Genomic DNA, 22,145 nt, shown 5'->3' with positions numbered 1-22,145 from the left:
GTTTTATTTTTTACACAATAATCAGAAAACTTTTAATATGTAAAAAAATAGTAAAGCCTGTTAAATACAGGCTTTACATGCAGGTTTTGAGCTAATGCTCTAAATTTGATTGTGCAGTTTATTACGCTTTTTTAGTGCCATTAACTCGAGTCCAATCACCTTCAACGGCAATGTCATCTAGTTCAATAAACGGTGCATAAATGTCAGCAACTGATTGAGCTTGCTCTTCTAAAATGCCCGACATGGCAATTTTACCACCTGGCTTTAATAAGCCTAAAATTACACTGTGTAGTTCGCGAAGTGGCTGGGCTAAAATATTAGCAACTACTATATCGGCAGTAAATTCAGGTTGGTTTTCTGGAAGATATACTTCAAGTTTGTCTGCAACGCCATTGCGGTTAGCATTATCTAAGCTTGCCTCTAGCGCTTGAGGATCAATATCAATCCCAATCATGCGCTCAGCGCCTAGTTTTATAGCTGCAATACCTAAAATGCCTGAGCCACAACCAAAATCAACAACCGTTTTACCTGTTAGGTCTTGGTTTTCTAACCACTTAAGGCACAAGGCCGTTGTTGCATGTGTGCCCGTACCAAAAGCAAGGCCAGGGTCAAGTAGTACATTTACCGCAGTAGGGTCTGGAATGTCGCGCCAGCTTGGACAAATCCATAGCCTTTCACCAAATTGAATAGGGTGGAAGTTATCCATCCATTCACGTTCCCAGTCTTTATCCTCAAGCTGCTCTATTTTGTATACTAAATTGTCTTTTAGCTCATCATGGCGTTTCAGTAACGCAACGACTGCATTCATATCGTGATTAGCTTCAAATAAGCCAATTACAGTGGTATCAGCCCAAAATACAACGGTGCCAATTTTGGGTTCGTAAATAGGAGTGTCTTTTGCGTCAATAAAGGTTACTGAAGCACTACCGGCTTCCATTAATAGGTCACTTACTGCATCTGCTGTTGCAGCATTGGCGTTAATACGAATTTGGATCCAAGCCATGATTATTTCCTTCAAATAGAAAAAAGGCCGCTATAGCGGCCTTTTTAGTTTATATAGTAGCGCTAAATTATTTAGCGTCTAAAAAGCTTTTCAGTAAATCTGAGCGAGAAGGGTGGCGTAATTTACGCAGCGCTTTCGCTTCTATTTGACGAATACGTTCACGTGTTACGTCAAACTGTTTACCTACTTCTTCTAAGGTGTGGTCGGTATTCATATCAATACCAAAACGCATACGTAGTACTTTAGCTTCTCGGGCTGTTAGGCCTGCAAGTACATCGTTAGTTGCGCCACGAAGAGACTCCATTGTTGCCGAATCAATTGGCGAATCAATAGTTGTATCTTCGATAAAGTCACCTAAGTGAGAATCTTCATCATCACCGATTGGTGTTTCCATTGAAATTGGCTCTTTAGCAATCTTAAGTACCTTACGGATTTTATCCTCAGGCATCATCATGCGTTCTGCTAATTCTTCTGGATTTGGCTCACGACCCATTTCTTGTAACATTTGACGAGAAATACGGTTAAGTTTATTAATCGTTTCAATCATATGTACTGGAATACGGATTGTTCTTGCTTGGTCAGCAATAGAGCGAGTGATTGCTTGACGTATCCACCACGTAGCATAAGTAGAGAACTTATAACCACGGCGATATTCAAATTTATCAACCGCTTTCATCAGACCAATGTTACCTTCTTGAATTAAATCCAAGAATTGTAAGCCACGGTTTGTGTATTTTTTAGCAATTGAGATTACAAGACGTAAGTTAGCTTCAACCATTTCTTTTTTCGCACGGCGTGCTTTCGCTTCACCAATGCTCATTCGACGGTTAATGTCTTTAATACGCTCAATGCTTAAACCTGTTGTTTGTTCAATAACAGATAATTTATTAATGCTACGAATGATTTCTGGCTTAACTTCTTCAAGTTTAGCTGAATACTTTTCGTTACCTGAAATTTCTAAATCTACCCATGAAGCGTCAGTTTCGTTGTTAGCAAAATGCTTAACGAATGTTTTCTTCGGTAATTTAGCAATTTGTACAGCTTGTTTCATGATTAGACGTTCTTGAACGCGAACACGATCCATCATTTCACGCATGTTATTTACCATGCGGTCAAACTGTTTAGGTATTAATTTAAAGGTTCTGAAAAGCTCACCAATTTCAAAAATGGCGGCTTGTGATTCAGGATGCGAACGACCTTTAGCTTCAAACGTATCACGTGCTTTATTGTATAAATCACGTAAATTTTCAAAATGAATGCGCGCTTCTTCAGGATCAGGCCCTGTGTCTACTTCTTCTTCATCTTCGTCATCGCTATCAGCATCATCTTTGTCATCTTTATCGTCATCAAGTTGCTTAGCACTTAATTCTGAACCGATATTAGTTGCTGAAATTGGCGCTGTATCTTCATTAGGATCAATAAATCCAACGATGATATCGCTTAAACGCATTTCTTCAGCTTCAAACTTATCCCACTGCTCTAGCAGGTAAGTGATTGCTTCAGGGTACTCTGCAACAGAAATCTGTACTTGGTTAATGCCTTCTTCGATACGTTTAGCGATTACAATTTCGCCTTCACGTGTAAGAAGTTCAACAGTACCCATTTCACGCATGTACATGCGAACCGGATCCGTTGTACGGCCGATTTCTTTTTCTACAGTCGCAAGGGCTGCAGCGGCAGCTTCAGCTGCGTCTTCGTCTGTCGTTGTTTCTTGCATCATTAATTCATCAGCATCAGGCGCGTTTTCGCTAACCTTGATACCCATATCATTAATCATGCTTATGATATCTTCTACTTGATCTGAGTCTATAATGTCTTGTGGAAGGTGATCATTTACTTCTGCAAAAGTTAAGTAGCCTTGCTCTTTACCTTTTTGAATCAGAAGTTTTAATTGTGACTGAGGAGTTGGATCCATAGAGATTTTTTCTTCCACTCTGATAAGTTGATACAACAGGCGCCATCATGTAGTTTGCCTTAAAGCCAACTAGAATAATGTGACGCAGTGAATAGCACAGTATAACAGTTTAAATCAATTTTGACTAGGGTCTGTTGGTCTTTCAGGATTAAAGTTTATTCTATCCAAGGGTGGTTTAATCGCGGCGCGAGGTTTGTAACCTAGTGGGCTAAGTAAAAACCGAGCAACAAAGAGTAAACCTCCCTTGGGTCGAACCCAAAGGGCAGCGCGTGTTTGGCATTTATGCTGCGTTATTGCCTATTTATGTGAAATAACCACACTACATAGGCTCTGTCTTGTCTAAATACCAAACACACTGCTGTAAACTTAACCTCGAAAGATAAACGGACCCTAACTGTTAGTCGCTTTTAACGCTGTCATTAACAAATGACACTCAAGTCTTTCGTCGCTACTAAGGCCTTGAGTCTTGTCCTTTATTAATAGGGTCTCGAGTCGATAATTTAAACACTGATCTTCAATAAACTTGAAAGTATTTTTAAAAACCGTTTCTAAACGTTCTTCATTTATGTCGTGTTGCCACGTTGCAAGCTTGATTAATGGCTCATAATCTTCAGTTCCTCTAAAAAATTCGAGCAATTGTGCAGTGGTAACATTTTCTTTCTCTAAAGCTTGTTCTTGTAAACGTAACAATAGCCCTATACCAGCAATATTCATTTGTGCGAGTTCAGGTAAGTACGGCACATTTTTAGCTAAATTAGGATGTTGAATTAAAATACCTATCGCTTGTCGCATCGGTGTTATTTTAAATTTACGTTCAATAGAATGCTGTTGCTTTGGCGTTTTTAAACGGTTATTTAATTGCTCACGTGTTCTTCCGATTAAACGCCCTAATTGTTCAAGAATGTTTTCTTGATAAAATTCACTTGGGATTTTTTCAATTAATGGAAGTGCTGCACTGAGTAATTTAGCTTTCCCTGAGTCGAGTGTTAAATCTACTTCTTGGCTTAATTTATTAAACAATACTTTAGTAAAGTCATCCGCTTGGCTTAGGCGTAATTCGAATTGCTCCTTCCCCTCTTTTTGTACAAGCGAGTCAGGATCTTCGCCATCAGGTAAAAACGCAAATTGCAGTGCTTTACCATCATTTAAATAAGGAAGTGCGTTTTCAAGCGCTCTCCAGGCTGCATCACGGCCAGCTCTGTCACCATCGTAACAACAGATTACTTTATCTGTTGTTCTAAACAGAGTATGCATGTGCTCGCTTGTTGTTGCTGTGCCCAAAGATGCTACAGCGTATTCAATTCCTTGTTCGGCTAGGGCAACAACATCCATATAACCTTCAACAACCATTACATGCTCAAGTTTTTTATGGGCTTGCTTTGCTTCATAAAGCCCATAAAGCTCAAAGCCTTTATGAAAAATTCGGGTCTCTGGCGAGTTTAGATATTTGGGCCCTTGGTCAGCTTGCATTACACGTCCACCAAATGCAATAACGCGTCCGCGTTTATCGCGAATAGGGAACATTAATCGGTCGCGGAAAAAATCAAATTGTCTGCCTGGTGTTTTTTCTGAAGCTAGCTTTAATTCAACCAACTGCTCTTTTTGTTCTTTATTACGCCCAAGCTGAAGACATAATCCATCCCACTCGCTGGGAGCGTAGCCAATCATAAACTTTTTAACTGTTTCACCACTTAAACCACGGCCTTTTACATATTCAATAACGGCAGCAGAATTACTGTGGTGTTTTAATTGGTGTTGATAAAAGCGCGCAGTATGAAGCATTAAATCGTAATCAGAGCGCTTTTGTGCAGCAGTACGTTCTGGTGCTGAGTTTGTGCCTTGTTCTCGAGGTACTTCTAAGTTAAGCATGCTTGCTATTTCTTCAATAGCATCTACAAACTCAAGCTTTTCATACTCCATTACAAACGAAATTGCATTACCATTAGCGCCACAACCAAAGCAATGATAAAACTGTTTGTCTTGCGATACGGTAAATGAGGGCGATTTTTCGTTATGAAATGGGCAGCAAGCTTGATAATCCTTACCTGCTTTTTTTAGACCTACTTTTGAGTCTATCAGGTCGACAATATCGGTTCTGGCAAGTAAATCGTCTATAAAGTTACGTGGGATCTTTCCAGCCATTAGTAAAATACAGTCCTGAAATAATAAGAAGAATAACGAATATGAAATTTACTTTTTTATACTTGCTTGATGCAAAATATAGCGTGCTTTAACTTACCAAAATGATAGCAAAATAAATAGGGAAGCTATAAAAAATTTCATTTTAAAGTAACCTAATAGGTGTACTTTTTATTAAAGTTAAAAACAAAGAAACCGAGCGCAAGGCTCGGTTCACTTCAATCATACTTTAATGTATGTGGGGGTATTAGGCAGTTAATCGTTGCTTAATTAAACCAGAGATTTTGCCCATATCGGCACGACCTTCGGCTTTGCTTTTGATTATACCCATTACTTTACCCATGTCTTGCATACCTGCTGCGTTAGTATCAGCAATAGCCGCATCAATGAGAGCAATGATTTCTTCTTCACTCAATTTTTGAGGTAAGAAAGTTTCAAGTGCTACTATTTCATTGGCTTCAATATCAGCTAAATCATCACGCCCAGCATCTTTGTACTGAGTGTAAGAGTCACGACGTTGTTTAACAAGCTTCACTATAACGGAGGTAATACCTGCGTCGTCTAGTTCTATGCGCTCGTCAATTTCACGTTGCTTGATTGCAGCAAGTACCATACGAATAGGGTTAAGACGTTGTTTGTCTTTAGCTCTCATCGCATCTTTTTGCGCATCTTTTAGCGTTATTAAAAGGCTCATTTATACAAGACCTAATATATTAGTATAATTTAACGCGACGTGCGTTATCACGAGAAAGTTTTTTCATGTGACGTTTTACTGCAGCAGCTTTTTTACGCTTACGCTCAGCTGTTGGTTTTTCATAGTGCTCGCGACGACGAACTTCTGAAAGGATTCCTGCTTTTTCACATGAACGCTTGAAGCGACGAAGTGCTACGTCAAACGGTTCGTTCTCTCTTACTTTAATTACTGGCATTAAAAATTCACCTACCTAAATTATGAGCGTTGCTCAAGTTGATCAAACATTGATCAAGTGGTTCAAAAATGGTGCGGTATTGTAATCCGAAGCAACACCACATGTAAAGGACAATATTAACAGAAACGCATCATGTAAAACAGTATTAATTTACTTGGCGCTGGTAGAGTTTGCAAAATGCTTGGCCTGCCTTTTTTTCTTTAATTAACAACCAGTTGCTTGGGTTATTAAAGGTGGTTAACTCTGTTTCGACTTCAACATAAATTAATGCATCATCGCTTAACCATTGGTTTTTTTCTAATAAATCACAGGTTGTTTGCGCTAAATCTTTACGAAATGGTGGGTCAACAAATACAAGATTAAACGCTTCGTTTGTGTTTTTTTGCTCTAAAAAGGAGAGTGAATTAGTATGTTTAACGTATGCGTTGTCGAGCTTTAAAGTGCTAATGTTTTGTTCTAATTGCTTGGCAGCTGACGAGTCGAGCTCGATAAATGTGGCGTTTTTGGCAAATCGAGATAGCGCTTCAAATCCTAACCCACCAGAACCTGCAAAACAATCAAGTACATTTGTGTCACGCGTATCTTGCATTAGCCAATTAAATACAGTTTCTTTAATTCGATCGGTAGTAGGTCTTAAGCCTTCTACATTTTTAACAGGGAGTTTTCGGCCTCGAAATTGGCCACTAATCACTCTAATAAAGCCATCGCAGGGCTTGTTAGTAGCTTTATTTTGCGTTGTTTTTTTTCTCATTTAGCTCACTAAAAAATGGTATATGGTATCTAGCTCAGATAATATTATGGGTGATTACGCGTAGCTTCATTTTTCAACCGTATTAAAAGTGTTACTATTGAACACTTACGTTTTGAATGGTTGTATTTATTAGCAACTATTGCTGGGCATTGCCAAGCTATTTCAAATTTTAGTTTATCAGATTTTTATAAGTGGTTATTAGCAAGTATGACAAAAAAAAGTAAATTCATGTCGTGGCTCGGTTTTGGCAAGTCAGATAAAAAAGAAGCAGAGCAAAAAGCAGCCGCTGATAAACAACAAGCATTAGCGCAAGAAGAAGCGCAGAAGCTAGAGCAAGAAAAGCTTGCACAGCAGGCTGAAACTGAACGTTTACAAGCAGAAGCCGAAACAGAGCGCTTAGAGCAGGAGCGTATTGCTGCTGAACAAATTGAAGCGAAACGTCTAGAGCAAGAAAAGCTAGCACAGGAGCAAGCTGAACGTTTAAAGGCAGAGGCCGAAACAGAGCGCTTAGATCAGGAGCGTATTGCTTCTGAACAAATTGAAGCAAAACGTTTAGAGCAAGAGCGTGCTGAAAACGCAGAAAAGATTGCAATTGAGCAGGCCAATGCTGAATTACTTGCAAAACAACAAGCTGATGCAGAAGCGCAAAGACAAGAATATGCACAACGTTTAGCCGATCAAGAAACGCAGATGCTGTTAGAGCAAGAGCGATTGGCTGCAGAAAAAGTAGAGGCTGAGCGACTAGAGCAAATACGCCTTGAAAAAAAGGATGAAGCTGTAAAGGCTGAAAAGCTTGCAATAGAGCAAGCGAATGCTGAGTTACTAGCAAAAGAACAAGCAGATGCTGAAGTACAAAGACAAGAACAAGCAAAACGTTTAGCAGAACAAGAAGCGCAAATGCGTTTAGAGCAAGAGCGCATTGCTGCTGAAAAAGTTGAAAATGAACGTTTGGAACAAGAACGCATTACTGCTGAAAAAGCAGAAAATGAACGTTTAGAGCAAGAGCGCATTGCTTTAGAAAAAGCAGAAAATGAACGTTTAGAGCAAGAGCGCATTGCTTTAGAAAAAGCAGAAAATGAGCGTTTAGAGCAAGAGCGCATTGCTTTAGAAAAAGCAGAAAATGAGCGTTTAGAGCAAGAGCGCATTGCTTTAGAAAAAGCAGAAAATGAACGTTTAGAACAAGAGCGCATTGCTTTAGAAAAAGCAGAGAATGAGCGTTTAGAGCAAGAACGAATTGCTTTAGAAAAAGTAGAAAATGAGCGTTTAGAGCAAGAGCGTATTGCTGCTGAACAAGCAGAAAATGAACGCTTAGAGCAAGAGCGTATTACTGCAGAAGAAGCAGAAAATGAGCGTTTAGAACAAGAACGTATCACAGCAGAACTTGCAATTGAAGAAGCTAAAAAAGCAGAAAAGCCGAAAAAAGAAGGGTTTTTCTCTCGTCTTAAAAAGGGCTTGTTAAAAACTCGCGTTAATATAGGTTCTGGTTTTGCGTCTATTTTTAGTGGTAAAAAAATAGATGACGAATTATTTGAAGATCTTGAAACGCAGCTGCTCACCGCCGATTTAGGTGTTGACACTACCATGAAGTTGATTGATAGCCTGACTGATGCTGCGAACCGTAAGCAGTTAAAAGATGGTGATGCGCTTTATGAGTTAATGAAACAAGAAATGGCTGCGATGCTAAAAACAGCTGAACAGCCTTTAGTAATTACCGAAGATAAAAAGCCGTTTGTTATTTTAATGGTGGGTGTAAATGGCGTTGGTAAAACAACGACTATAGGTAAGATGGCTAAGCAATTTCAAAACGAAGGTAAGTCGGTTATGCTGGCCGCTGGTGATACGTTTAGAGCGGCTGCAGTTGAGCAACTTCAGGTTTGGGGCGAACGTAACAGCATTCCTGTTATTGCCCAACATACAGGTGCAGATAGTGCGTCGGTTGTCTTTGATGCATTCCAAGCTGCAAAAGCCCGTAATATAGATGTGTTAATTGCTGATACAGCAGGGCGCCTGCAAAATAAAGATAACTTAATGCAAGAGCTTGAAAAAATAGCTCGCGTAATGAAAAAGATTGATCCCGATGCGCCGCACGAAGTGATGCTAACCATTGATGCTGGTACAGGTCAAAATGCAATTAGCCAAGTGAACTTATTTAATCAATGCGTTGGTTTAACTGGTATTACGCTTTCAAAACTAGATGGAACTGCAAAAGGTGGTGTTATTTTTGCGGTTGCAGATAAGTTTAATATTCCAATTCGTTACATTGGTGTTGGTGAAGGTATTGATGATTTACGCGCTTTTAAAAGCGATGACTTTATTGATGCGTTATTTAGCCAAGATGAGGACGACGTTTAATTTACCAAAAAAGGGAGCTTGCTCCCTTTTTAATTGCGAGGAATACCAATTTTATTAGTAAATTAATTGAATTGGCATAATAAAAAGATGATAAATTTTCAGCAAGTAAGTAAGACTTATCCTGGAGGGCACCGCGCCCTCGAAAAAGTTAATTTTCATGTTAAACCGGGTGAACTTGCCTTTTTAACCGGTCACAGTGGTGCGGGTAAAAGTACGTTGCTTAAGTTAATTAGCTTAATGGAACGTCCATCGGCAGGCAGTGTATTTATCAACGGTGTTGATTTAAATAAAGTAAACTCGCGTCAAATTCCTTATGCTCGCCGTGATATTGGTATTATTTTTCAAAACCACCGTTTACTAGAGCGCTATACTATTTTTGATAACGTGGCGCTGCCTCTTATTATTGAGGGTACTCACCATAAGCAAATAGCTAAACGTGTTCATGGTGCGCTTGATAAAGTAGGCCTGATAGACAAAATAAAATGTCATCCGTCTATGCTCTCTGGAGGCGAGCAGCAACGTGTTGGTATTGCCAGAGCAATAGTGAACTCCCCGCCAATTCTGTTAGCCGATGAGCCTACAGGTAACCTAGACCCTGAGCTTTCAATGGAAATACTAAAGCTGTTTGAAGACTTCAATAAACACGGCACCACTGTTCTTATAGCTACGCATGACTTAGGTTTGGTTGCACGTATGAAGTACCGCAGTCTAACCTTAAAAGATGGTCGTATGCTTCAAGATCCGCTCGCTGAGGGAGCACTATGAGTTTACTTTTTAAAAGTCGTCAAAATAGTAACGACAAGCAAAAAAAATCAGTATTAGCTGGCGGTTATTTTTTCATTATTAATATTTTTCGCCAAGGTGTTCATAGCTTAGGTGAAATGTGGCGTACGCCGCTTGCGTCTATGATGACTATTGCTGTACTTGGTTTGAGCCTAACGTTACCTGCAACACTTTATCTTGTCGTTAAAAACGTACAGCAAGTAAGTAGTGGTTTTGAAGAAGCGAGTGAAATATCGTTGTTTGTAAAAGAAAGTATGAACGAGCAAGAAACGCAAACATTAGTAAAGCGTTTAGCACTTTATCCAGAAGTGGAAAGCGTTGAATTTATATCAAAGCAAAAAGCACTAACAGAATTTAAAGACGTATCTGGCTTTGGGCAAGCTTTAGAGTACTTAGATAAAAACCCATTACCTGATGTGGTACTTGTTACTCCTACAAAACGTCACAGACACCCAAATGCCGCTAAAGTACTGCTAACTAAATTAGAAAGTGAACGTGAAGTTGATTTTGGTAAGCTCGATATAGCGTGGCTAGAGCGTTTAAATGCATTACTAGATTTACTGAAAGAAAGTGTAATAACCATCGCATTATTACTGCTTACCTCAGTGACGCTTATTATTGGTAACACCATCCGTTTGTCGATCATGGATAAAAAAGAAGAAATACAAGTAATGAAGCTAGTCGGCGCAACTAACACCTTTATACATGCCCCATTTTTGTGGACCGGTATTTGGTATGGTGTAATAGGTGGTTTATTTGCCTTTATATGCGTAGGATTAATGATGTGGTGGCTTTCAAGCGCTGTGAGCAGTGTAGCGGGGGTGTATCAAACAAGCTTCTCGTTAATTGGATTATCGCTTAATGAGCTCGGCTTTTTAGTGTTACTTGCAACAAGCTTAGGATTTGTAGGCTCTTACCTTTCTGTAAATCGATATATTAAAGAAATAGAACCCGATAAAGTATAAGTGAACCAACTCAGTTCGATGTGCGTATGGTATCGGACTGGGTTGTACCTCCTGTTATTAAAACTGTCATATTTGTGTACTATCCTCCCATAAAGTAATGAGTTGTAAATAAGGTGATACAGCGAAGTTAACCCGCTGCAATCCCTCAATTCATCACTTATTCAGTCGCTTGTAGTAGACTAAACCCATACTAAAAAACTGCTTGATTTATACTTTTAAAAAGTTTTAAATTGGGGTTAGCACTCTTAAAGAAAGAGTGCTAAGATAGTTTCAAATGTTTATCACCGAGGTGAAAAATGAGTAAAGATTTATACGCAATGGCACTTACAGTCGGACAACAAAGCGCAAGCATGGACGGTTACCTTCAAGCGGTAAGCACTATCCCTATGCTTAAAGTTGAACAAGAGCAAGAACTTGCTAAAAGGCTTCAGGATGAAGGCGATCTTAGTGCTGCCAAGCAACTCATTATGTCGCATTTACGCTTTGTAGCACATATTGCTAAAAGCTACTCGGGATACGGCTTGCCACAAGCTGACCTTATTCAAGAAGGTAATATAGGCCTGATGAAAGCGGTTAAACGTTTTGATCCTACCGTGGGTGTACGTTTAGTATCGTTTGCAGTGCATTGGATTAAAGCCGAGATTCACGAGTTTGTGCTTAAAAACTGGCGCATAGTTAAAGTTGCAACCACTAAAGCGCAACGTAAATTGTTTTTCAATCTTCGTAAAAACAAAAAGCGTTTAGGTTGGTTTAATCAAGCTGAGGTAAGCACCGTTGCTAGCGAGCTAGGTGTGAGTGAAAAAGAAGTACGTGAAATGGAATCGCGCATGAGCGGCCAAGATATGGGCTTTGACCTAACTGGCGATGATAACGACGACGCACCAACTAGCACTTACTCTCCAGTACAGTATTTAACAGATGGTGCAGCTGACTTAGCTGACGACGTTGAACAACAACAGTGGAAAGAGCAAGCGCATACTCGTTTATTTAGTGCACTTAAAACACTAGACGAGCGTTCACAAGATATTGTTAGCGCACGTTGGTTGTCGGATGATAAAGCGACTCTTCAAGAGCTTGCACAAAAGTACAGTGTATCTGCTGAACGTGTTCGCCAGCTTGAAAAAACAGCGATGAAAAAATTACAAAGCGCTATGAGCTAAACACAGTTCAAGCTGCAAAATTTAAAAAGCCCTGCATGAAAATGCGGGGCTTTTTGCTTTCGCGTAGGTTGGCTTGAGAGAAGCGAAACCCAACGATAAAATATCCAATTAAGTAATACCGATGCGCTGTATATTGAATGGTTATACCAATCCGCAATAATACTTAATCATTTTGCGGGGCTAAACGTGTCGCTACCTGCGTTAAAAAATTCTCATTTAGAACAACTAAATAGCGAATTTTTTGCCTAGCTATCAACACGTTTTTCCGCCCTCAAAATAGACCACTTAATTAAGCGAATTGGTATTAGTTTATCATTCGGATATAGCATTATTTAAAGCTTATATCATCTAGCACTAATCTCTTTTCCCTCAGCCTGCGCTAACTGAATGTATTTACGTTCAACCAGCTGCGAAACCGGCACGAGCTCAAAACCTTGCTTAGCTAGCTCGGGTAAGGCATGGCGTAAAAATTCGATTGTTTCTGGATAGGGATGAGCAATTGCTATAGCGGAATTATGTATGGTGGCTAGTTGCTTTAATTCTTCAAGCCTCAGCTGGAGTTGTTCTGCTGTAGTTATATTGTCTAAGAACACTTGGCGACTAATATTAGCAACACCTAAAAAGTTAGCAGCATTTTGTGCTTGGCTTAAGTCGGTTGTACGGCTATCTAAAAAATATAAATGGCGCTTTTTAAGTACTTCCATTGTCCATTTCATAGCTTGGCTTTTTTGCGTAAGCGCTGAGCCCATGTGGTTATTAACGCCTTTAACTTGCGGTAAACTAGCGAGAGCTGTTCCAAGAGTTTGCTGAAGCTGCTCTTTATTCATATTTAAAGTAAGCGCGCCAGGTCCGAGTTCTTTACCGTTAAGTGCCTGCATAGGCACATGGAGTAATAACTCTTTATTTGATTGACTAGCAAGCGTTGCAAAAATTTGCGAATAAGGGGTATGAGGCAAAATTGAATACGACAATTGCCCTGGTAAGGAAAGGAACTCTAAGTCCCGTTGATGATAGCCTATATCGTCTATCACTATCGCTATTTGTTTGGCGCTAATTGTTGCTGAGCTAAAACAAATAGCTAATATTAGCCATTTTATTATTTTCACGTTTATAGTTTTTATTATCTTTTTAGCTTCGTTTATACAGCTTATACAAGCTATTGCATGCTGAGTAATTGTTTTGCTTTAACTAATTGTAAATCGGCTAAGTTACCAGTAAGTAATTGCGCGTTACTGTTAGTGTGTTCATTTTTTATTATAACGGCTTTATTACTTTGTGAAAGGTTTGTTTGATTAACCGCCACATCTGGGGTTATTCCTATTCCATCAATCGATTTACCTAATGGCGTAAAGTATTTTGCTGTGGTGAGCTTTAATGCAGTGTTGCCATCACCTAACGGAATGAGTGATTGCACAGAACCCTTTCCAAAAGATTGACTGCCTACAACAGTTGCTCGTTTATTATCTTTGAGTGCTGCTGCAAGTATTTCGGCTGCAGAGGCTGAATTTTCGTTTATAAGCACAACAATGGGGGCATTTTTTAGAATGTCTCCACGCTTTGCATAAAATGCTTGGTTGGCATCGTAAAAACGTCCTTTAGTTGTGACTATAGTGCCACTTTGTAAAAATAGGTCTGATACCGCCACTGCGCTTTGTAATGTACCCCCAGGGTTATCACGTAAATCAATTACTAAGCCTTTAAGTGGGTAGCCAATGTGGCTTTGCAGGGTAGCAACTTGCAGAGCAACCTCATGCAATGTGTAGTTAGAAAAATTATTGATAGCTATATAACCAGTTCCAAAATCTAGAAGTTCGCTTGTGACGCTTTCGAGATTTATTTGGCGGCGTGCAACATGAAACGTGATAGGACTTTTATTGTTATCACGATTTATAATTAGGTCTATATTTAAAAATTTACTATCTCTTATTAGTGTTGCTACTTCATCGATTGTACGATTTTGGACTGCGTGGTTGTTTACACTTACAATAATATCGTCTGGTAAAATCCCCGCCGCTTTTGCGGGAGAGTTATTAACCACATTAACAATAGTCATATTCTCGTCGATATTTTTAACCTCAATACCAATACCTGTGTAGCGGCCATTTGTGTTATCAAATAATGAAGTTAGTTCGTGCTCATTTAAGTACTTAGAGTAAGAGTCGAGCTTTGAATATAAACGCTCAAATTGCTGGTTATTATATTTAATGTGGTGGCTATTTTGTAAGGTGAGATCTTCAACGTAGTAGGCATGAATGTTAAAGAGTATTTCGTCTATTTGTTGTCTTTTAAGATCTTTAATCGAGCTTGCTAGTACATTACTAGTAAAGGCAATTAAGGTTAGTAATACGAGTAAATACAGACTTATATAAAAGCCTGTATTTTTTTGAACAATGGTAGTTACTACAGTTTTTTTAGTTGTCATCAGCTGCTCCAGAGCGGTGCAGCGATTAATTTAATTAAATGCGTTTGCACCATTTGATAGGATTTACTGCGCGTCCTTTGTGGCGTATTTCAAAGTATAGACCAGAACTAGCTTGTCCGCCGCTTTGGCCAACTAAAGCAAGTGTTTCACCTTCGCGTACCATGTCGCCTACATCTCTTAGCAATGTTTGAGCGTGGCCATATAGGCTCATAAAGCCCTCACCATGATCTACAACAATTACCCAACCATAGCCTTTTAGCCAATCGGCAAATACAACTTGACCATTATGTACGCTATTAATATTAGTGCCTTCTTTTGCACCAATTAATACGCCTTTCCAATCAATACCACCATGTTTACGTTGGCCAAAAGTGTGCTCTAACTTGCCTTTGCTCGGCCAGTCTAATTTACCTTTATTTTTATTTAGGCCCAGTAATTCAATTTTTTGTGTTTTTTCTTTTTCGAGCTCTTCTATCGTTGCTACCAAAGTTTGCTGGTTTTCTTTTAAATAATTTATTGAGCTTTTAGTGCTGTTGAGCTGAGCTTGTAAGTTTTTAAGATTTGCTTGGCGTTCACTTTGTGCATTAACTAAAGCGGTTTGGCGTCTTTTTTGCTCATCAAATAAAAGTTCTAGTTTTTCTTGTGTTTTAACAAGCTCTTTTTGGTTTTGTACTATTTGCTGTTGAAGATCTTTTAGATCTTCAATTTGTTCAATACGAGCTTTATTTAAGTAGTTGTAATAACTTAGTGTGCGCTCAAATTTTGCAGTGTCTTCTTGATTTAATAACATTTTAGAGTAATCGTCGCCACCGGCCATATAGGCACTTTTGAGCTGCGCGGCTAAAACTTTCTGAAATTGAGTATGCTTTCTATCTAGCTCATCGGCTTTATTTTGCAACTCTTTTTGCTGTTTTTTAGTTTCTTTTACTGATTGCTCTGCCATGTTAAGTGCTTTAGCATTTTTAGCTATATCGAGTTCATGGCTTTTGAGGTTTTTTTGTAGTGACGCTATTTTTTTTCTTTGCGCGTTATATTCAGCCTGGCTTTGCTCAAGTGCATTTTGAACTTCTGATAAGTCTTTTTTAGTACGATCTTCATTAGCAACTGCAGATGCAGTCACTAATGAAGTTAGTATTAAACCGCACTTAATTAACCGGTTAATACGTCTATTCATGTGTTATTTCAACATCATGATAGGCGTACCAGTCATTTCGCTTGGTTGCTCCATGCCCATTAAGTGAAGCATTGTAGGGGCTACATCGCTTAATGCTTTACCTTGCATAGGCTCTGCATCGCGACCAACATAAATAAAATGTACAGGTTCACTAGTGTGGGCAGTATGCGCTTGGCCTGTTTTAAGATCAGCCATTTGCTCGGCATTACCATGATCAGCTGTTATTAGTGCTTCACCACCAAACTCTTCAAGTGCATCAACAACACGTCCGATACAGCTATCTACAGCTTCACAAGCTTTAACAGCAGCTTCAAATACACCTGAGTGACCAACCATATCGCCATTAGGATAGTTACAAATAATAGCGTCGTATTTACCGCTTTTAATTGCTGCTACTAGCTTGTCGGTTAGCATTTCTGAGTTCATTTCAGGCTGTAGGTCGTAGGTTGCTACCTGCGGCGAAGGAATTAGCTCGCGTGTTTCACCTTTAAATTCGCTTTCACGTCCACCACTAAAGAAAAATGTAACGTGTGCGTACTTTTCGGTTTCTGAAATGCGAAGTTGTGTTTTGTTATTTTTTTCAAACCACTCACCAAGTACGTTTACTAACGGTGTTGAACCAAAGGCAATAGGTGCATCTATATCAGCTGCGTATTCTGTCATCATTACAAATGCGCTAAGCTCTGGCGTTCTTTTTCTTGCGAATCCATCAAAATCAGGCTCAACAAAAGCGCGAGTAATTTCGCGGGCTCTGTCTGCTCTAAAGTTGGCAAAAATTAGCGTGTCGCCATCGTTTATTGAAGCAGGAGCGGCGTCTGTTGGTGTAATAGTTGTAGCGGCAACAAACTCGTCGTTTTCGTCGCGCTCGTACGCTGCGTTAAGTGCCTCTACGCCGTTATCAAAATTAAAGTCACCTTCAGCTAATGCAATTACGTTGTAAGCTTTTTCTACGCGGTTCCAACGATTGTCTCTGTCCATTGCGTAGTAACGGCCAACAAGTGACGCTAAACGACCGCATTTAAGTTCGCTAAATAACGTTTCAATACGTTCGATTGACGCTTTAGCACTACGTGGAGGTGTATCGCGGCCATCTAAAAAGCCGTGAAAGTAAACTTCTTTAGCGCCACGTTTTGCAGCAAGTTTTATGCTAGCAACTATATGGTCTTCATGGCTATGTACGCCACCTGGGCTTAAAAGACCCATTATGTGGACTGCTTTACCTGCTTTTACGGCTTTATCTATATTTTCAACTAAGGCTGGTGTTGAATCAAATTCGCCATCGTTAATAGCTTTTGTGATACGGGTAAAATCTTGATAAACAATGCGACCAGCACCTAAATTTACATGGCCAACTTCTGAGTTACCCATTTGACCATCAGGAAGACCTACATCTAAACCCGAAGCTGATATTAATGTGTGTGGGCGAGTGGCCCATAAATTGTCTAATACCGGTGTGTTAGCTGCAAGAATGGCGTTACTTTGCGTATCTTCGCGGTGTCCCCAACCGTCTAAAATCATTAATACCAGTGGTTTTTTATGCTCTGTCATAATAGCTCCTGAAAATTAGTATCTGTTGATGGATACTGTGCACCTAAAAAGGTTTATTAGCGTGGTTTTAGCATACCGTGTTTTTAAGCTAGGATCAGCATTGAAAACAAGATATTAAATTTTTTCACTTACTACTATATATGGGGGACTTTATCGTTTTTTAAACGTCTCTAAGTGCTCCTAAACTCGCATTTTAGGTTGGTTTGGGTATACTTGCGTGGCTAAAGTACAAAATCCTTAAAACATCACGTTTTAAAACATAATTTCATAGTGGAAGTAGAATGGATCAATATATTGAATTTATTACAAATCATCCCATTTTAAGCCTTGCTTGGGTTGGTATTGTTTTCCTTATTGTTAGTGGCTGGATAAAGAGTAAGCTTTCGGCTGTTCGTCAAATAAATCCTCAGCAGCTTACGTTACTTATTAACCGTGATGACGGTCAAGTAATCGATATACGTGCGCAAAAAGAGTTTAATGCAGGGCGTATTTCTGGTGCTGAGCATTTGAGCCCAGAGAATGCGAAAAAATCTGACTTTTCAAGCCTTGAAAAGTACAAGACTAAACCCATTATAGTTGTATGTACTACAGGTATGACTGCCCAAGGTACTGCAGCCGCTATGAGTAAAGCTGGTTTTGAACGAGTTTACTTATTAGCAGGTGGCATGGGTGCGTGGCAATCTGCCAGCTTACCAACTACAACAGGTCGCTAATCAGTTTAGCTAGGCCGATAGAGGATTTATTATGAGTAATGTTGTTTTATACACCAAGGCGTATTGTCCATTTTGTCAGCGTGCTCTTTCGCTTTTAAATAGCAAAGGCGTTGAATACACTAATTATGATATTGGTGTACAGCCTGAACTACGCGCTGAAATGATTGCTAAAGCCGGTGGCGCAAGCACAGTACCGCAAATTTTTATTAATGATGAACATATCGGTGGCTGCGACGACATGATGGCTATTGAAGCGCAAGGTAAACTTGACGCTAAGCTAAACGCTTAATTTAATTATAATAACGAACAAGTTAGGAATAACAATGAACGAAGAAAATCAAAACGTAGCCGCTGCAGAAGCTGGCGCACAATTTACTATTCAACGTATTTACACTAAAGATGTATCGTTTGAAACGCCAAATTCTCCGGCCATTTTTCAAAAAGAGTGGACGCCAGAAGTTAAGCTAGACCTAGATACACGTTCAAACAAGCTGGACGAAGGTGTATTTGAAGTTGTTTTAGCGCTAACAGTAACTGCGTCTATTGGTGAAGAAACTGCGTTCTTATGTGAAATTCAACAAGCGGGTATTTTTACTATTGCTGAAGTTGAAGAAGTGCAGCTTGCACATATGCTTGGTGCATTTTGTCCTAACGTGTTGTTCCCATATGCACGCGAAGCTGTTTCAAACCTTGTTAACCGTGGTACTTTCCCACAGCTTAACCTTGCGCCAGTTAATTTTGACGCATTGTTTGCACAATACATGCAACAACGTACTGCGCAAGCTGACCAGGTTACAGCAGACGCATAACCTATGAGTACAGCAACTACAGCTGTTACTGTATTAGGGGCGGGGTCTTACGGCACCGCCCTTGCTATTTGTTTAGCCCGAAATGGTCACAACGTGACACTTTGGGGACGAAATAGCGACGACGTTGCCACGCTTGCAGCTGAGCGGAAAAATCAACGTTACTTACCTGATGCTCCTTTCCCAGACACTCTGACTCTTGACGCTAACTTACAACATGCCGTTGCTAGCAGCGCTATTGTACTTGTTGTTGTGCCAAGTCATGCTTTTGGCGACACACTTGCCCAGATAAAACCTGCACTGCAAGAAGGCGCTAAAGTTGCTTGGGCCACAAAAGGCCTTGAGCCTAATACAGGCCGTTTATTACAAGAAGTGGCTTTACAAGAGTTAGGTGATGACATTCCACTTGCGGTACTGTCGGGTCCTACGTTTGCAAAAGAAATGGCGATGGGTTCACCTACAGCTATTTCTGTGTCTTCTACGTCGCCTGAATTTGCTCAGCAGCTCGCTGATTTACTTCATTGTGGTCGCTCATTCCGTGTGTATAACAATGATGATTTTATTGGTATACAGCTCGGTGGTGCGGTTAAGAATGTAATTGCCATTGGTGCCGGTATTTCGGACGGTGTTGGTTTTGGCGCTAATGCGCGTACCGCGCTTATAACTCGAGGCCTTGCAGAGCTTACTCGTTTAGGTTGCGCTCTTGGTGCTAAGCCAGAAACCTTCATGGGAATGGCTGGCCTTGGCGATTTAATACTAACGTGTACAGATAACCAATCACGTAATCGTCGATTTGGTTTAGCACTAGGTAAAGGCGAAAGTGTCGATGCTGCTATTGAGTCAATTGGTCAAGTAGTTGAAGGCTTTAGAAATACCAAAGAAGTGTATTTATTAGCGCAACGTAGCGGTGTTGAAATGCCGATTACCGAGCAAATTTATAAAGTACTTTATGAAAATAAAGATATGAAAGAAGCTGCAATGGCGCTATTAGGCCGAGAGCAGCGTTCTGAATAAACTTATACAAATATACTAAAACTAAAAAACCGACGTTATGTCGGTTTTTTGTTGTTTGGTACAAGGTGTTTATTGCGCGTTAGGAAAACCCAACTGGCGCCACGACTCGTAAACAAACACGGCTACTGCGTTTGATAAGTTCATGCTGCGGCTATTGGCTTGCATAGGAATACGCACACGCTGCTCTTTTGGTAATGCTTGGATCATATCATCAGGTAGACCGCGGGTTTCAGGTCCAAATACTAAGCAGTCGCCGGCTTCGTAGTTAGCTTCATGATGGAATTGGCTACCTTTGGTTGTACATGCATATACTTTTTTAGGCTTGCACTTCTCAAGATAATCTTCAAAAGAAGCATGGCGTTGAACATGGCTAAATTCGTGGTAATCAAGGCCCGCACGCTTTACTCGTTTGTCGTCCCATTCAAAACCTAACGGCTCAATTAAATGCAGTGCATAGCCGGTATTGGCACATAGGCGAATAATATTACCAGTGTTAGGCGGTATTTCAGGTTGGTATAAAACAATATCCAGCATAGTGAGCCTTTTAAATAATCTGTAGTTTAACGATTTTCAGTATACACGAAACCTTTTAAAAAAATGATATACTCACACTATTGAATACTCCTAATTATCGGATTAAAACGTGCATAACCGTAGCTACGAATTTTGGGTTAAAATTTCCAGCATTGTTACCATGGTAATGGTTAGTTTAATGATTGGCGCAAAAACATGGGCATGGCTTGCTTCGGGTTCTGCCTCAATGCTTGGCTCATTAACTGATTCGTTAATGGATATAACAGCCACCGCCATGAGTTTTTTAGTGTTAGGCTATGCACTGCGCCCAGCAGATGATGACCATAGGTTTGGGCACGGTAAAGCTGAAGCACTTGCTGGACTTGGGCAAGCTGCGTTTATTGCAGGATCAGGTTGTCTACTTGCTTTTCATGGTATTGAGCGGTTATTTAACCCTATACAACTAAGCCATTCATTATTAGGTGTGTGGGTAAGTATTTTTGCTATTGCGTGTACGCTGGTAATTGTATTTGTGCAAAATAAAGTAGTTAAATATACAGATTCAATTGCTATAAAAGCCGACTCAGTACATTACAAAGGCGATTTAATATTAAATGCGGCTGTGCTATTAGCTATTTTGTTAGCTTATTATGGTGTGTTGTATGCCGATCCTGTTTTTGCGATAGGTGTTGCCGGTTACTTACTTTATAACAGCTGGGATATTGCTCGCGATAGTGCCGATCATTTAATGGATAAAGAACTGCCGGACGATGAAAAGCAAAGCATATTTGATATAGCCAGAGCCCATGCTGATGTGCATGGCGTGCATGATATTCGTACGCGCCAAGGCGGAAAAGTTAAGTTTATCCAAATGCACTTAGAGCTTGATGATCATTTAAGTTTGATTCGCGCACATAACGTAGCTGATGAAGTAGAGGCAATGCTTAGCGAACGCTTTGAGTCTGAGGTAGATATACTGATCCACCTAGACCCTTTGTCGGTACTTGTTAAGCCGTCACCGACTCACAAAACTGATACAAGCTCTTAAGCAATGGCTGGCGTATTTCATCACGTTCAAAAAATAGCTCGTGTTTAGCGCCTTCAAAGCTTTTAAGTACAGTGTTTTCGTGCCTGTTTGCTAATTTATATTGGGCATTGTTATCAACCACTTCGTCGTTTTGCGCACTGGCAATATAAAGTGGAATAGTCACGCTCAAGTTATCAACCGAAGTTATAAATGCAAACGTTGCATTTAGCCAGCCGTAAGTAACACCGCCGAGCTGTAGTAATGGCTCTTCTTGATATGTTTGCCTAAATAGCTCGTAACGCACTGGACTACTGGTTAATACATTTGTAGCAAATTCATCGGGTGTGTAATCGGTTTGACCTAGTGCGTAGTTGTCTTTTTGACCCAAAAGGGTCGCGGTACTTGCTATCAATTTAGCTAAAGGTTTTGGTGTGTTTTTTGTGTAAATATCAAGCATAGGCGCTGATAAAAACGCGCCACTAAAATTGTGTTCAAAATGCGCAAGGTAATCTAAAGCAATAGCGCCGCCCATTGAATGACTCACTAATACTTTTTTACCCGGCCAATAAGTATCGACAATTTGTTTATTAAATAAGTTTAGATCGGCACTGTAATCTTTAAATTCATTAACATGGCCTTTATGCTTATTTAGTAGATGGCGATAAGAGCGGCCTTGTCCTTGGTGGTCGGCTATGAATATGGCAAAATTATTATTATAAAGCTCCCATAACAGCTCTTTATATTTATCTAACCCTTCAAGGCGTCCCGAGCTTATTACAATGGCAGTTTTAGCTTTATCAGGTATGGCATAAGCATAAAATAATTGCCCGTTAGGCGTATCTAAATAAGCTTTAATTAGCGTGTTTTTATAAAAGTTATTAATTGTTATTTGATTACTTTTAAGCTCACGCTCACTACTATAAAACATGCT

21 protein-coding genes are annotated in these 22,145 nt (G+C 39.8%); 9 read left to right on the top strand and 12 right to left on the bottom strand.

Going from position 1 to position 22,145, the window contains the following annotated elements; genetic code table 11:
• Positions 1–121 precede the first annotated feature (121 nt).
• The 6 genes from prmA to rsmD form a co-directional block, all read right to left on the bottom strand.
• On the bottom strand, positions 122–1,003 hold the full coding sequence (gene prmA / locus QL998_RS05045; protein ID WP_290192260.1) for a 50S ribosomal protein L11 methyltransferase: 882 nt from the start codon (positions 1,001–1,003) through the stop codon (positions 122–124).
• Between the two features lie 67 nt (positions 1,004–1,070).
• Positions 1,071–2,918, bottom strand: coding sequence for an RNA polymerase sigma factor RpoD (gene rpoD, locus QL998_RS05040; protein ID WP_007586533.1), 1,848 nt, complete (start codon positions 2,916–2,918; stop codon positions 1,071–1,073).
• 390 nt (positions 2,919–3,308) lie between these two features.
• On the bottom strand, positions 3,309–5,060 hold the full coding sequence (gene dnaG, locus QL998_RS05035) for a DNA primase (protein ID WP_024603725.1): 1,752 nt from the start codon (positions 5,058–5,060) through the stop codon (positions 3,309–3,311).
• Between the two features lie 244 nt (positions 5,061–5,304).
• Positions 5,305–5,751: a GatB/YqeY domain-containing protein gene (locus QL998_RS05030; RefSeq protein WP_007586535.1), complete on the bottom strand. Its 447-nt coding sequence runs from the start codon at positions 5,749–5,751 to the stop codon at positions 5,305–5,307.
• Between the two features lie 19 nt (positions 5,752–5,770).
• Positions 5,771–5,986 (bottom strand): 30S ribosomal protein S21, encoded by a 216-nt coding sequence (rpsU, locus tag QL998_RS05025; RefSeq protein WP_002957797.1) that lies wholly within the window; start codon positions 5,984–5,986, stop codon positions 5,771–5,773.
• Between the two features lie 145 nt (positions 5,987–6,131).
• Positions 6,132–6,737, bottom strand: a complete 606-nt coding sequence (rsmD, locus tag QL998_RS05020; RefSeq protein ID WP_290192259.1) for a 16S rRNA (guanine(966)-N(2))-methyltransferase RsmD — start codon at positions 6,735–6,737, stop codon at positions 6,132–6,134.
• A 207-nt stretch (positions 6,738–6,944) separates the two neighbouring features.
• Here rsmD and ftsY point away from each other — a divergent pair, with 207 nt between their 5' ends.
• The 4 genes from ftsY (at position 6,945) to rpoH (ending at position 11,997) form a co-directional block, all read left to right on the top strand.
• On the top strand, positions 6,945–9,089 hold the full coding sequence (ftsY, locus tag QL998_RS05015; protein ID WP_290192258.1) for a signal recognition particle-docking protein FtsY: 2,145 nt from the start codon (positions 6,945–6,947) through the stop codon (positions 9,087–9,089).
• A gap of 87 nt (positions 9,090–9,176) precedes the next feature.
• Positions 9,177–9,854: a cell division ATP-binding protein FtsE gene (ftsE, locus tag QL998_RS05010; protein ID WP_007582842.1), complete on the top strand. Its 678-nt coding sequence runs from the start codon at positions 9,177–9,179 to the stop codon at positions 9,852–9,854.
• Positions 9,851–10,837, top strand: coding sequence for a permease-like cell division protein FtsX (gene ftsX, locus QL998_RS05005; RefSeq protein WP_007582840.1), 987 nt, complete (start codon positions 9,851–9,853; stop codon positions 10,835–10,837). The genes ftsE and ftsX overlap by 4 nt, the downstream gene beginning before the upstream one ends.
• 296 nt (positions 10,838–11,133) lie before the next feature.
• A complete protein-coding gene (gene rpoH / locus QL998_RS05000) occupies positions 11,134–11,997 on the top strand; it encodes an RNA polymerase sigma factor RpoH (RefSeq protein ID WP_024600152.1) in 864 nt (287 codons plus the stop codon).
• 344 nt (positions 11,998–12,341) lie between these two features.
• Here rpoH and QL998_RS04995 read toward each other — a convergent pair whose 3' ends face one another.
• The 4 genes from QL998_RS04995 to gpmM are packed head-to-tail and all read right to left on the bottom strand — an operon-like array spanning position 12,342 to position 17,141.
• Entirely contained in the window at positions 12,342–13,103 is a 762-nt protein-coding gene (locus QL998_RS04995) for a divergent polysaccharide deacetylase family protein (protein WP_143475935.1), read from the bottom strand.
• Positions 13,104–13,153: 50 nt separating this feature from the next.
• Entirely contained in the window at positions 13,154–14,419 is a 1,266-nt protein-coding gene (locus tag QL998_RS04990; protein WP_290192257.1) for a S41 family peptidase, read from the bottom strand.
• A gap of 34 nt (positions 14,420–14,453) precedes the next feature.
• Positions 14,454–15,593: a peptidoglycan DD-metalloendopeptidase family protein gene (locus tag QL998_RS04985; protein ID WP_290192256.1), complete on the bottom strand. Its 1,140-nt coding sequence runs from the start codon at positions 15,591–15,593 to the stop codon at positions 14,454–14,456.
• A 3-nt stretch (positions 15,594–15,596) separates the two neighbouring features.
• Positions 15,597–17,141: a 2,3-bisphosphoglycerate-independent phosphoglycerate mutase gene (gene gpmM / locus QL998_RS04980; protein WP_290192255.1), complete on the bottom strand. Its 1,545-nt coding sequence runs from the start codon at positions 17,139–17,141 to the stop codon at positions 15,597–15,599.
• A 281-nt stretch (positions 17,142–17,422) separates the two neighbouring features.
• Between gpmM and QL998_RS04975 the strand changes: the two genes are divergently transcribed.
• From QL998_RS04975 to gpsA, 4 genes are read left to right on the top strand one after another with little or no spacing between them, the layout of a single operon-like run.
• Entirely contained in the window at positions 17,423–17,854 is a 432-nt protein-coding gene (locus tag QL998_RS04975; protein WP_002957784.1) for a rhodanese-like domain-containing protein, read from the top strand.
• Between the two features lie 31 nt (positions 17,855–17,885).
• Positions 17,886–18,143: a glutaredoxin 3 gene (gene grxC, locus QL998_RS04970; RefSeq protein ID WP_024600147.1), complete on the top strand. Its 258-nt coding sequence runs from the start codon at positions 17,886–17,888 to the stop codon at positions 18,141–18,143.
• Positions 18,144–18,177: 34 nt separating this feature from the next.
• On the top strand, positions 18,178–18,663 hold the full coding sequence (secB, locus tag QL998_RS04965) for a protein-export chaperone SecB (RefSeq protein WP_024604566.1): 486 nt from the start codon (positions 18,178–18,180) through the stop codon (positions 18,661–18,663).
• Between the two features lie 3 nt (positions 18,664–18,666).
• Positions 18,667–19,674 carry an NAD(P)H-dependent glycerol-3-phosphate dehydrogenase gene (gene gpsA / locus QL998_RS04960; protein ID WP_024600145.1) on the top strand — a complete coding sequence of 336 codons (1,008 nt, stop codon included), beginning with the start codon at positions 18,667–18,669 and terminating at the stop codon, positions 19,672–19,674.
• A gap of 69 nt (positions 19,675–19,743) precedes the next feature.
• Here the strand turns inward: gpsA and trmL are convergent, their stop codons facing one another.
• On the bottom strand, positions 19,744–20,208 hold the full coding sequence (trmL, locus tag QL998_RS04955) for a tRNA (uridine(34)/cytosine(34)/5-carboxymethylaminomethyluridine(34)-2'-O)-methyltransferase TrmL (protein ID WP_024600144.1): 465 nt from the start codon (positions 20,206–20,208) through the stop codon (positions 19,744–19,746).
• Between the two features lie 160 nt (positions 20,209–20,368).
• Here trmL and QL998_RS04950 point away from each other — a divergent pair, with 160 nt between their 5' ends.
• Positions 20,369–21,235 (top strand): cation diffusion facilitator family transporter, encoded by an 867-nt coding sequence (locus QL998_RS04950; protein WP_165735523.1) that lies wholly within the window; start codon positions 20,369–20,371, stop codon positions 21,233–21,235.
• On the opposite strand, the gene QL998_RS04945 is transcribed toward QL998_RS04950, so the two are convergent.
• Complete coding sequence (locus tag QL998_RS04945; protein WP_165744565.1) at positions 21,195–22,142, bottom strand: alpha/beta fold hydrolase; 948 nt, start codon at positions 22,140–22,142, stop codon at positions 21,195–21,197. The genes QL998_RS04950 and QL998_RS04945 overlap by 41 nt on opposite strands.
• Positions 22,143–22,145 lie beyond the last annotated feature (3 nt).

The sequence above is a fragment of the Pseudoalteromonas sp. APC 3691 genome, from assembly GCF_030408135.1.
Lineage (GTDB): Bacteria > Pseudomonadota > Gammaproteobacteria > Enterobacterales > Alteromonadaceae > Pseudoalteromonas.
The sequence above is the reverse complement of the archived record's forward strand: the minus strand, read 5'-3'. Positions and strand labels throughout refer to the sequence as shown.